This is a genomic window from Defluviitalea phaphyphila (assembly GCF_001466305.1).
Lineage (GTDB): Bacteria > Bacillota > Clostridia > Lachnospirales > Defluviitaleaceae > Defluviitalea_A > Defluviitalea_A phaphyphila.
In genome coordinates this window covers 1-11,735 of record NZ_JWID01000002.1, presented here as the reverse complement: position 1 = coordinate 11,735, position 11,735 = coordinate 1, and the positions used below count along the sequence as shown (strand labels likewise).

Here is an 11,735-nt window from a genome sequence, read left to right as displayed (position 1 = left end):
TTATATAATAAAAAGGGGATGTAATAAATATTACTCCCCTTTATAATTCAAATATTAGATTATTTTGCTTTAGAATCAAAAGTTCTTATGTACTCATCTAATTCCATTTTCCCTCTCATTACTTCTAATTGTAGTTCATCTACTTTTTCTCTTAAAGCTATATTTTCGGCTTGCATATTTTCTAATTCTTTTTCATAATCTTTTATTTGACTATTTTTTTCATTTATTTGCTTTTTTAAATCTTCTATTTTTTTGTAGGCATCTTGTAACTCTTTTTTTACTTTAAATAAATCATCGGCCACATTTATAGAAGTCAAAATGGAAATTAAACTAGTACTTAACTTTTTAGAAGATTCTATTTGTTTCACTTCATTCATTTTTTTATCTATATATAAAGCTACTTTTTGAATGTATTCTTGGCTTTCTTCTCCCACTAATGTATAAACATTTCCACCTATAATGACTTCAATTTTATTCTTTTCATTCATATGACCGCTCCTTAATTACTTATAAAGAGTATTAATTTTATTATATCATATTGCTTAAAATAGACAATAACTATTTTTATACTTTAATTTGATTTTTTATTAATCTTATTCCTTAATTTTTAATCTCGATGCCACCAAATAATGCTAAACATTTAACTTCTAATACAGGAATATTTTGTTGATTAGTATATCTTATAATAGTCCTATTTTCCCACGCTCCAAATAAAGGAATTCCTTTAGCTACTACTTTCCAATCTTCTGGTACCTTTATTTCTATTCCTCCAAATATAGCTTTTAAATCTAAAAACACTCTTTCTTCAATAATTTTAGCTTCTCTTAAATCTATGTTCATTCCTCCAAAAAGTGCTATTGCACTACCACCTTTAAAATTTTGCGAATTGCTTTTTGTATCTAAACCAGAAAAAATTGTAAAATAATCTATTATATCTTCAAATCGGCTTTTAGTACTGTTACTATTTTCATTATAAATCGATTTTTGTAATTTAAACTTGTTAGAAAAAATAATATTTATTCCAATTATTATAAGCAAAATTGGCCAAAAAATATCCCATATATCATAAAATATATTTAATATTTTCATTTGAAATAAGATTCCAATAAAAACTAATATAATTCCTGATAAAATACTATCTTTTTTTAATATATTAACTAATCCAATTATAATAAGAATAATAGGCCAATATGTCCCTATTAAATTTCCAAATTCAATGATTTTCAATTCATCTAGTAAAAAAGCTATTCCTAAAATAATAAGAATTACTCCAAAAAATTTTTTCCCATGCATTTTTCTTCTCCTTTTAACAATTATATTGATAATTATTTTTACTTTAATTTATTAATTTATTCTTCTTTATTTATTAAATATTTTTCTAATATAAGATGTATTAATTTTCTAATTGCTATAGTTTCAGTCATTAAAGTCAACACAAGCATAAAAGCCGACACTGTATCTTTTTCATCTTCAACAATATCATATTCTTCTAAAATTTTTTTAACTTCTTCTAAATTTTGTGGCAAAGACTTTTCCCAATTTTCTAATACTTTTTCATGAAGCTCTATATAATTTTTATATAAATCTGATACTTTAATAATATCATCTTCAAAAGTTTCTGGACTTTTTAATATAGGAGCCAATACATTCTTTATTTCATCTAAAGAATAAATTGATTTTAAATTATCTATTAAAACAAGTAAAATTAAATGATTTTTAGTATAATATCTTTTATCTAAAGGTGGTGGTAAAACTCCTACTCTAACATAATTTTGTATCATAGTTTTTGTAAAATTTATTCTCTGTTTGTTAAAAAAACGAACTACTTGAGAAATAGTCATTTCATCATTAAAAGTATTAAGTTCCACAAAATTACTACTATCTGCTATTTTTTTTACTAACTCCAAAAGCTTTTTAGTTGTAAATTTTTCTTTATTTTTCATATCAATATCCTCCTTTTATATAAAAATAGAAGTGTATATATACAGTCTGTAATAAATAGAGTCTTACTCTAAATTGTACCATATTAATTAAATTTGTCAATTAATTATTAAAAAAGGAACGGTTAACCGCTCCTATAATAATTAAATCTTCATTTGTTCTATCCCAAAATGTTTATATCCTAGATCTGTAATAACTCGCCCTCTAGGCGTTCTATTAATAAATCCTAATTGTATTAAAAATGGTTCATATACATCTTCTATAGTATCATTTTCTTCTCCTACTGCAGCTGCTAAAGTATCTATACCAACTGGTCCTCCACCAAATTTTTCTATCATAACTAATAATATTTTTCTATCTATTCTATCTAAACCTAACTCATCTACTTCTAATAATTCTAATGCTGATGAAGCTACTTCTTTATTAATAAATCCATTATATTTTACTTGAGCAAAATCTCTTACTCTCTTTAAAAGTCTATTAGCTATTCTAGGTGTTCCTCTTGACCTTCTTGCTATTTCTTCTGCTCCTTCTTTATCTATTTCTATATTTAAAACTTTAGCAGCTCTATTCACAATTTTAGATAATTCTTCAATTGTATAATATTCCAGTCTTTGAATCACTCCAAATCTATCCCTAAGAGGTGCTGTAAGTAACCCCACCCTTGTAGTTGCTCCTATTAATGTAAATTTCGGAAGATCCAATCTAATAGACCTTGCACTAGGCCCTTTTCCTATTACTATGTCTATAGTGAAATCTTCCATCGCAGGATATAATATTTCTTCTACATGTCTATTTAAACGATGAACTTCATCTATAAATAGTAAATCTCCTTCGTTTAAATTATTTAATATAGCTGCCATATCTCCCGGTTTTTCAATTGCAGGACCTGAAGTTACTTTTATATTTACGTTCATTTCATTGGCAATAATATGAGCTAAAGTAGTTTTGCCAAGTCCTGGTGGACCATATAATAATACATGATCTAAAGCTTCTTTTCTATCTTTAGCAGCCTGTATAAATACCTTTAAATTTTCTTTTACTTTTTTTTGTCCCATATACTCATCTAGAGTTTTAGGACGAATTCCTTTCTCTAATTCTAAATCTTCATATCTTAATTCCGATGTAATAATACGGTCTTTCAATTATTTCACCCATTTCTTTAGAATATTGCCAATTTGTTTAATGCAGCTTTAATAACCTCTTCTACAGTCATTCCTTCTTCAAAAACAGCTTGTACAGCTTTTGTTCCATCGATTCTTGAGTATCCTAAAGCAATAAGGGCTGAAATAGCTTCTTGTGAAACGTTATTTTCCCTTAATCTAGAATCATCAACACTACTTTGTAAAGTTTCAACTGTATCTATTTTATCTTTTAATTCTAATATCATTCTTTGAGCTGTTTTCTTACCAACCCCCGGAGCAGTACTTAAAGTTTTAATATCTTCTGTTATAACTGCTAAACATAAATCTTGGGGACTTATAGTAGATAAAATTCCAACAGCCACTTTAGGTCCTATTCCACTCACAGATATAAGTCTTTCAAACATAGTAAGTTCTTCCCTTGAAAGAAATCCATACAAAGACATTTCATCTTCTTTAACATAAAAATAAGTAAACATTTTTAATTCACTTCTAAGGGAAGGAAGCTTCTCTATAGTTGAGGAAGGGATATTTATTTTATATCCTATTCCATTAACTTCTATAATAATATAACTTTCTCCTATATATTCTAATCTTCCTTTAACATATGAAATCAAAACCTTCATCCTTTCTGGAGGTTGAGAACATTAGTTCTTTTTATTTATTATACTTTATTATATTTAAAATAACAAGATAGGTTATATAATTTATAAATTTTTTAAATTAATATCATCTGTAATAATACTATCCAAAGAAATATCATAATAATCAACAGGTATTTTATCAATTATCTGAAAATCATAACAAACTCCTATAATTTTTAAAGAAGTTTTAACAGAAGAAAGATATCTATCATAATATCCTCCTCCATAACCTATTCTATTATTATTCTTATCAAATACTATTCCGGGAACAATTATAATAGTATATTCATCACTAGTTAAAGGATTTATACTTTCATTTTTAGGTTCTAAAACATTAAAATGTCCTAATTCTAATTCATCTAAAGAAGTTATTTTTGAAAAAATCATTTCTTTTCTTTTAGAATACACTTTAGGTACTGCAACTATTTTCCCATCTTTTAATGCCTTATTAATAATATCTTTAGTATCTACTTCATTTCCCATACTAACATATATAAATATAGATTTTGCTTTTTTATATACAGAAGAAGAAATCACATTATTATATATTTTTTTACTTTTTTCTTGTACTTCTTCCTTTAACATTTTATTTCTTCTTTCAAGAAATAACTTCCTAAGTCTTTGCTTTTCTGTCATAATATCACCCTTTATAATTCTAATATCATTATTGTAATATTATTTTGTTAACCATGGATAAACTACTCAGTATTATCATAGTAATAATAAAAGCTATTATGTAAGATGTTTTTCTATTAATTTTTGATATAAATTTTCTTATTATAATATTAAAAATTTGAATATACAAATATAAAATAGTAAATATAGTAATAATAGATATTATCCACCAAATTATATCAAGTTCTATAATAATTATTACTCCAAAAAATAACATTAAAATCATATACATTAAATCTCTATAGCTCTTTATAATATATATATAATTCTTATTTTTAAAATCAAAATTTTTAATAAGAATTATAAATACAGGAATAAATATTCCAAAAAGTAATCCTGTAATAAATCTTATAATATTATTAGTCTCTCTAAGTCCTATGTAGGAAGTTGCTCCATCTATCATAAAAGGTATCCAACAAATAATCATTAAAAATAATATTTTTAAATTTGGAGGCTTATTTCCTCTTAATCTTTTTCTAACAAGTAAATAAATAAATCCTAAAAAAATTCCCATATACGTTCCTGTACATCTTGCACATAAAGGCATTTGACATCCACCAATAAAAAAAGAACGTTCAGGTATTTGATGACATACTGAACGACCTAAAAAATAAAGTAATTTTTTCATCATAACCACATCTCTACATCATCTAATGAATATAATAAACAACAAACGAAAAATATAACTAAGAAAATAATACTATATGTAAGAAGAGCATATCCAAAGCTTTTTCTATCTTCATCCTCATTATTCATAAAAACTATAGCCACAATAATATCTATTATAGAACCTATTACAGGAATTAATAAAATTAAAATTGATAAAGTAACTTTAACCCAATTATTTAAAGGTTCTACTTTGTAATTATTATCATTAACTTTTCTGCTCATTTTAGTATGTCCTTTAAAAACTTCTTCATAACTATCATCTGATATACTTCTTTCAATAACTTTCGAACCTGCATCAATATATTGATTGTCTTTTTCTTTAAAAATTTTTTCTTCAATAGCATATGTGGCATTTGAATTATTAATTTCTGCCCCACAAAATGGACATTTTCCAATATTGTCTTCAATTATTTTACCACATTTTTTACAATAGTTCATATCTTCCCCTCCTATACTATAATAATTTTTTAAAACTTATTTTCTTTTCAATGGTGTAATACTTCCATCTTCATTTTTTATCATTATATTATCCATTGTTTGTCTCAAATTTCTTTTAAAAAGCTCTATATATTCTTTTCTCAACTTTTTTTGTTCTAATTTTTCTTCCAATGTCAATCCTACAGTTTTTTGTTTTTTATATAATTCATTAATTCTTTTTATCTTTTTCTGTTCCATATTTCCCTCCTGTATAATATTTAATTTTTACATTTATTATAGTATATTTTTTAAAAATTATCAAAAATTTTCATACATAATATAATTTTTTTTATAAAAAAATAATTATTTTTTCCTTGTTTAATAAAATAGAGCTACTTTTTTGTATTTCCCTTTAAATTATTTTTATACTAAGGCTCTTATCTTTTATTGAAATTTTATTATATGTTAATTATAATAGATTAGAAATATAAATAATTACAGCAAGGAGTCGTACTATAATGATTAAAAGATTTATACATTATTATAAACCTGTAAGTAAAATTTTTGCTATTGATATACTTTGTGCCTTTTTAGTATCTGCATGTGATTTATTCTATCCTATGATTACAAGAAATATTATTAATATTTACGTTCCAAATCAACAATTTAACTTAATAATAAAATGGTTAATAATTCTTGGTATTCTTTATATATTAAAAGTTATATTCAATTATTATATAATCTATTATGGTCATTCTATGGGAGTAACTATGCAAGCAAATATGAGAAAAGATATATTTGAACATCTTCAAGATTTACCTTTTGTTTTTTTTGACAACAATAAAACTGGTACAATTACTTCTAGAATTATTAATGACCTTATGGAAGTTTCAGAACTCGCTCATCATGGCCCAGAAGATTTATTTATTTCTATTGTCATGATGGTAGGGTCTTTTATTATATTAAGTACTATAAATTTCCCCCTTGCTATAATTGTATTCTCTGCTGTTCCTCTTCTAGTTTTTTTTGCTATGAAATTAAGAATTAAAATGTCTAATGCATTTTTAGAAACAAGAATTACTATTGGAGAAGTAAATGCAACTTTAGAAAATAGTATTAGTGGGATTAGAGTATCTAAAGCTTTTAATAATAAAAAGAATGAACTAAAAAAATTCAATAAAAATAATGATATATTTCAAACAGCTAGAAAAAATGCATACAAAGTAATGGCACAATTTCATACTGGTTCTTCATTCATAATGGATTTTTTAAATATTTTAGTATTAGGAGCAGGTGGAATATTTTTTTATAAAGGATATATAAATTTTGGAGATTTCGCTGCATTTATATTATATATTGGAAATTTTTTAACTCCTATTAGAAAATTAATTAATTTTGTAGAACAATATCAATCGGGGATATCTGGATTTAAAAGATTTGATGAACTTATGAATGAACCAATAGAAAAAGATGAACCTAATGCTATTGATGTAGAAACTGTAAAAGGAAATATTAAATTTGAAAATGTATCCTTTTCTTATAATGAACATAAATCTATACTTAAAAATATTAATCTAAATATTAAAGCAGGACAAACCATAGCTTTAGTTGGTCCTTCTGGAGGAGGAAAAACAACTCTTTGTCATTTGATTCCTCGTTTTTATGAATTAGAATCTGGAAATATTTTTATTGATGGCAAAAATATAAAAAATTTCACATTAAAATCTTTAAGAAAAAATGTTGGAATAGTTCAACAAGATGTATTCCTTTTTACAGGAACTATTTATGATAATATTATATGTGGAAATTATAATGCAACAAAAGAAGAAGTAATTTATGCAGCAAAAAAAGCAAATATTCATGACTTTATTATGTCTTTACCTGATGGATATGATACGTATATTGGAGAACGAGGAATAAAATTATCTGGGGGGCAAAAACAAAGAATTTCTATAGCTAGAATATTTTTAAAAAATCCTCCCATCTTAATATTAGATGAAGCAACTTCAGCTCTTGATAATGTTACTGAATTATTAATTCAACAATCCTTAGATGAACTTTCTAAAGGACGAACAACTATTGTTGTAGCTCATAGATTATCTACTATTAAGAATGCAGATGAAATTGTAGTTATAACAGATAAAGGAATACAAGAAAAAGGAAAACATGAAGAATTGTTAAAAAAAGGAGGAATTTATTATTCCTTGTATAATTCTCAATTCAAATAAAAGTCGTTTAATAACGACTTTTTTATTTATCTGTATTTTATCTGTCTTTATGACAAATACTACTTATATTAATTTAAAACTATTTATGACGTAAATTGGAGGAATATTATGAAAAGAAAATATTTATTTTATATACTATTATGTTTAATTTTGATTATTTTTGTATTAGCAGCCTGTGACGTATCAGAAAAAAATTTGGAATCTGAATCTGATTCGACTGAAAATAATTCTCCTCCTTCTTCATTGGAAGATTTACAACAATTATCAGAAGATATGCTAACTTATATAAATAATAAAGACTGGTCCATGAGTGCAAAACAAATTAAATCTATCCATTCTAAATGGAATGATTTTTTTGTAGAAGCACAAAAAAAAGGAATATCTAGTGAAAAAGTTGATAATTTCAATAAAGATTTAAATACATTGACTAGCTTAATTATTTCAAAAGCTATGGAAGATAGTAAAGCTAAAATTGATTTGCAATATAAAAAAACTACTTTAGAATTAGAAAAATATATGTCCAAAGAAGAAAGTAATGAAGAAGGAAATAACAAAGAACAATCTGGAGAATCCAGTGAAAACTCTAGTAATACTTCTAGTAACAATTCCTCTAGTCAAAATAGTTCATCTAGCAGTGAAAAAGATGTTAAAGAAGAAATAACTCTTCCTGAAGAAATTCTTCCTGATTCTTATCCTCTTATGACTTCTACTTCTGAGGAATTAGAAATTGCCCATGCTGCTGTAAAATTAACAAGTCATATTCCATATATGGTTGAATTATTTAAAAGCGAATTCCCCTCTGATATATTAACATTAAAATATCTTTTAAGAAATATAAAAATATCTTCAAAACAAAATAAATGGGATGAAGTTGAAAAAAGTTTAAATGAAATCAATGAAATATGGCCAACATTTCAATCGAAAATTATGGAAGAAAAAGATTCTTTAGCTATAAAATTTAATCAAAGTATTATTGAATTAGAGGATGTCATAAAACAAGAAGATTCAACCTTAACTACTATTAAATGTGATATTGCCTTAGAAAATATTAAAGAAATGTCTGAATTATTTGAATAAATATAAAATGAACGCCTATATTATGCGTTCATTTTTTTATTGCTCTTAAATAAAGTTCCTACATTTTCCCCTTCTAATATTTTATATATATTATTTAAATTCTCTCCATTAGCTATTACCATATTTATTCCATTTTTATTAGCTATTTTAGCAGCTGAAATTTTCGTTATCATTCCTCCAGTCCCTACATTACTTCCAGAATCTCCTGCTAAACTTTCAATTTCATAAGTAATATTATCTACTGTATCAATTAACTTGGCATCAATACAGTTTCTAGGATCTTCTGTATATAAACCATCTATATCTGAAAGAAGAATAAGCAAATCTGCTTCTATCAATACTGCAACCATAGCCGATAAAGTATCATTATCTCCAAAAATACTTTCTTGTATTTCTTCTGTAGCTATGGTGTCATTTTCATTAACAATAGGAATAACCCCCATTTTTAGAAGAGTATTTAGTGTATTTTGAGCATTTGTTTTTTTTATATTATCTTCTAAAACATCTTTTGTTAATAATATCTGTGCTATAATTTGATTATATTCTCCAAAAAACTTTTCATATATTTGCATTAATATAGCTTGTCCTACAGCTGCAGCAGCTTGTTTCATTTCTATTTGTTTTGGCCTTTGCTTACAACCTAATCTCTCTGAACCAACTCCAATAGCTCCAGAAGAAACTAAAATAACTTCTTTTCCTGAATTTTTTAAATCCGATAAAATTCTTGCTAAATGTTCCATCTTACTATAATGAAGAGTTCCATTTTCATGGGTTAATGATGATGTCCCTATTTTTATAACAATTCTTTTACTATCTTTTAGTTTATTTCTACTGTCCATGTAACTAAATCCCCTTTGATATAATTTATAGTCATTTTTCTTTTCTCATTTCAAAATAATTGTAATCTAAATAATAAATCATATCTTTTCTTTCTACAACTACTTTTATTTTTTTCTTTACACTTTCATCTTTCATAACTAATTCTATTAATTCTTTAGTAGGATTTATACAAAAAGGATTTCCTACAGCCTTTAACATAGAAAAATCCCCTGCTGTATCACCATATGCATAACTATTTTCTAAATCTATATTATATTTATTAACTAATTCATCTAATGCTTTCTTTTTACTCTTACTATCCCACATAGGTATTACTTGCCCTACATATCGTTTTTTATCACAAACATGAATACTTCCTCTATAATCATCCATATTATATCTTAAAGACATTTCTTTTACTAATTCAATAGGGCTTCCTGATATAGTGATTACTTTATGATTTTGTTCTTTATGCCATAAAATCCTATCTCTAGTGAAAGTATAAACTCTTCCTCCTTTTTGTTCTACTACTTGCTTAGCGATAAATTCAATTAATGCACAATCTAAACCTTTTATAGCTTCGATATATATATCTGCCATTTCTTGAAGATAATCATCATATTCTCCAACTCTATTATCCCATTTTATAAATTTAGGTTTTACTTCTTCATACCATTTTTTAGGATCTACAATATCATATTTTATTAATTTTTTAAACATTTCAGTTATAAGACCTTCTCTATATAAAGTCCCATCTATATCAAAAAAAGCTGCTATATTTTTAATATAACTCACCCCTATTTTTAGTATTATTTCGTATTTAAAGGTAATTCCTTATTAAGAAAGAAAAGAGCAATTGTTCCTGGCCCAGAATGGGCTCCTATAGCACATCCTATATTAATCTCTTGTGCTAGTTAATTAAAATATATGGATAATATATCCAGTTAGAAAAGTTAAAAAGTCTCTACCCATATAATTATAAATNTAATCTCTTGTGCTAGTTAATTAAAATATATGGATAATATATCCAGTTAGAAAAGTTAAAAAGTCTCTACCCATATAATTATAAATTATTGGATTAATTATCCAAATATTAAATTTTTAATTTTTGATTCTTTTTTCCCTAAACATTGGTTTATATAAAAACAAAGATTATATGCAAGAATTTTTGTTCTAAGTCTTACAATTAACCCTAATAAAGATTTTGCTTTTACTTTTGCAATGTTTAATTGTTCAGTAAGTTGAGAAAAAGAGGTTTCTATCCTTCTTCTGATTTTAAAAATCATTTGTCTATACCATTTAGGATATGGACTTTTACATTTATCTCTCTGCATAAAGATTAGATTAATATCCTTTTCTTTTTTAAGAGCAGGATTAAGATCTTTATTAATGTAACCTTTATCACCTATAATGGTTAAACCTTTTTCATATTTATCAGTAAGCTCCCATATAGCTTTTCTATCATCTACAGCAGCATTAGTTAGAACGAAATCTGTAATATATCCTTCAAATGTTGTAAGTACGTGAAGTTTAAAACCATAATATGTTTCTTTTTTAGAAGGACAATATCCATAAGACGCATGTGTTTTAAATGTTTTATGGAAATGAGCTCTTCCAAATTTACAAACAGGGATTGGCATACTATCTATAATCCTATAATTAGGTTGGTTACTTTTAAAGAAATTGGTTAATTGTTTACGTACTTCATCAATAACAGAACTCAAATTTTTTCTTGTTCTATTGAATCTAGACCTATCACATAGTTTAGGAAAAAGATCTTTAAAATTTTTCTTTACAAATTTAAACCATGCATTTTCAGAATCGATAGTTAGCAGTTCTCCAACTAAAGCAATGGTGATTATTTCGCTGTCTGATAGAATAGCTAAATTGATATTTTTTCGGTTACGAATATTATCAGGAATAATTTCTTGGTAAATATCATCTATAATAACAAAACTTACTGTAAAAAAATCCTTTAAATTTTCAATTTCTGTGATAGAATAATTATTAAGCTTCAGCATTTATGGTCCCCCTATCATGGATTTTGGAAATATCTTTGTAAAGATAGGATAACATAAAATGCTGGAGCTTTTTATTTGTAATTTTTAACTAGCACAACGAGT

Annotated in this window: 14 protein-coding genes; 2 read left to right on the top strand and 12 right to left on the bottom strand. The window is 25.3% G+C overall.

The genetic code is table 11. The features are described from left to right. Nucleotides 1–59: 59 nt before the first annotated feature. From zapA to OM90_RS01090, 9 genes are all read right to left on the bottom strand, one after another. A complete protein-coding gene (gene zapA, locus OM90_RS01130) occupies nt 60–488 on the bottom strand; it encodes a cell division protein ZapA (protein ID WP_058485047.1) in 429 nt (142 codons plus the stop codon). Nucleotides 489–600: 112 nt separating this feature from the next. Continuing rightward, a complete protein-coding gene (locus tag OM90_RS01125) occupies nt 601–1,293 on the bottom strand; it encodes a LiaF transmembrane domain-containing protein (RefSeq protein ID WP_058485046.1) in 693 nt (230 codons plus the stop codon). A gap of 56 nt (nt 1,294–1,349) precedes the next feature. Continuing rightward, nucleotides 1,350–1,943: a DUF1836 domain-containing protein gene (locus OM90_RS01120; protein ID WP_058485045.1), complete on the bottom strand. Its 594-nt coding sequence runs from the start codon at nt 1,941–1,943 to the stop codon at nt 1,350–1,352. Between the two features lie 141 nt (nt 1,944–2,084). Then, nucleotides 2,085–3,086 (bottom strand): Holliday junction branch migration DNA helicase RuvB, encoded by a 1,002-nt coding sequence (gene ruvB / locus OM90_RS01115; protein WP_058485044.1) that lies wholly within the window; start codon nt 3,084–3,086, stop codon nt 2,085–2,087. A 17-nt stretch (nt 3,087–3,103) separates the two neighbouring features. Continuing rightward, entirely contained in the window at nt 3,104–3,700 is a 597-nt protein-coding gene (gene ruvA, locus OM90_RS01110; RefSeq protein WP_058485043.1) for a Holliday junction branch migration protein RuvA, read from the bottom strand. A gap of 90 nt (nt 3,701–3,790) precedes the next feature. Then, complete coding sequence (locus OM90_RS01105) at nt 3,791–4,363, bottom strand: 5-formyltetrahydrofolate cyclo-ligase (protein WP_058485042.1); 573 nt, start codon at nt 4,361–4,363, stop codon at nt 3,791–3,793. A 28-nt stretch (nt 4,364–4,391) separates the two neighbouring features. Then, nucleotides 4,392–5,033 carry a DUF2085 domain-containing protein gene (locus OM90_RS01100; protein WP_058485041.1) on the bottom strand — a complete coding sequence of 214 codons (642 nt, stop codon included), beginning with the start codon at nt 5,031–5,033 and terminating at the stop codon, nt 4,392–4,394. Continuing rightward, nucleotides 5,030–5,509 carry a C2HC5-type zinc finger protein gene (locus OM90_RS01095; RefSeq protein WP_058485040.1) on the bottom strand — a complete coding sequence of 160 codons (480 nt, stop codon included), beginning with the start codon at nt 5,507–5,509 and terminating at the stop codon, nt 5,030–5,032. Before OM90_RS01095 ends, OM90_RS01100 begins: the two co-directional genes overlap by 4 nt. A gap of 36 nt (nt 5,510–5,545) precedes the next feature. Next, nucleotides 5,546–5,746: a DUF896 domain-containing protein gene (locus tag OM90_RS01090; RefSeq protein ID WP_058485039.1), complete on the bottom strand. Its 201-nt coding sequence runs from the start codon at nt 5,744–5,746 to the stop codon at nt 5,546–5,548. Between the two features lie 260 nt (nt 5,747–6,006). Between OM90_RS01090 and OM90_RS01085 the strand changes: the two genes are divergently transcribed. Beyond that, nucleotides 6,007–7,716 carry an ABC transporter ATP-binding protein gene (locus OM90_RS01085; RefSeq protein WP_058485038.1) on the top strand — a complete coding sequence of 570 codons (1,710 nt, stop codon included), beginning with the start codon at nt 6,007–6,009 and terminating at the stop codon, nt 7,714–7,716. A gap of 108 nt (nt 7,717–7,824) precedes the next feature. After that, nucleotides 7,825–8,793 (top strand): hypothetical protein, encoded by a 969-nt coding sequence (locus OM90_RS01080; protein ID WP_058485037.1) that lies wholly within the window; start codon nt 7,825–7,827, stop codon nt 8,791–8,793. A 20-nt stretch (nt 8,794–8,813) separates the two neighbouring features. On the opposite strand, the gene proB is transcribed toward OM90_RS01080, so the two are convergent. From proB to OM90_RS01065, 3 genes are all read right to left on the bottom strand, one after another. Continuing rightward, nucleotides 8,814–9,632: a glutamate 5-kinase gene (proB, locus tag OM90_RS01075; protein ID WP_058485036.1), complete on the bottom strand. Its 819-nt coding sequence runs from the start codon at nt 9,630–9,632 to the stop codon at nt 8,814–8,816. Nucleotides 9,633–9,663: 31 nt separating this feature from the next. Next, entirely contained in the window at nt 9,664–10,407 is a 744-nt protein-coding gene (locus tag OM90_RS01070; protein WP_330381806.1) for an HAD-IB family hydrolase, read from the bottom strand. 287 nt (nt 10,408–10,694) lie between these two features. Beyond that, entirely contained in the window at nt 10,695–11,633 is a 939-nt protein-coding gene (locus OM90_RS01065) for an IS982 family transposase (protein WP_058485035.1), read from the bottom strand. Between the last annotated feature and the right edge of the window lie 102 nt (nt 11,634–11,735).

Excerpts from the sequence above, each read along its gene's own strand:
- zapA (WP_058485047.1), bottom strand. The coding sequence starts at position 488 with ATGAATGAAAAGAATAAAATTGAAGTCATTATAGGTGGAAATGTTTAT.
- OM90_RS01125 (WP_058485046.1), bottom strand. The coding sequence starts at position 1,293 with ATGCATGGGAAAAAATTTTTTGGAGTAATTCTTATTATTTTAGGAATA.
- OM90_RS01120 (WP_058485045.1), bottom strand. The coding sequence starts at position 1,943 with ATGAAAAATAAAGAAAAATTTACAACTAAAAAGCTTTTGGAGTTAGTA.
- OM90_RS01105 (WP_058485042.1), bottom strand. The coding sequence starts at position 4,363 with ATGACAGAAAAGCAAAGACTTAGGAAGTTATTTCTTGAAAGAAGAAAT.
- OM90_RS01100 (WP_058485041.1), bottom strand. The coding sequence starts at position 5,033 with ATGATGAAAAAATTACTTTATTTTTTAGGTCGTTCAGTATGTCATCAA.
- OM90_RS01095 (WP_058485040.1), bottom strand. The coding sequence starts at position 5,509 with ATGAACTATTGTAAAAAATGTGGTAAAATAATTGAAGACAATATTGGA.
- OM90_RS01090 (WP_058485039.1), bottom strand. The coding sequence starts at position 5,746 with ATGGAACAGAAAAAGATAAAAAGAATTAATGAATTATATAAAAAACAA.
- OM90_RS01085 (WP_058485038.1), top strand. The coding sequence starts at position 6,007 with ATGATTAAAAGATTTATACATTATTATAAACCTGTAAGTAAAATTTTT.
- OM90_RS01080 (WP_058485037.1), top strand. The coding sequence starts at position 7,825 with ATGAAAAGAAAATATTTATTTTATATACTATTATGTTTAATTTTGATT.
- proB (WP_058485036.1), bottom strand. The coding sequence starts at position 9,632 with ATGGACAGTAGAAATAAACTAAAAGATAGTAAAAGAATTGTTATAAAA.
- OM90_RS01065 (WP_058485035.1), bottom strand. The coding sequence starts at position 11,633 with ATGCTGAAGCTTAATAATTATTCTATCACAGAAATTGAAAATTTAAAG.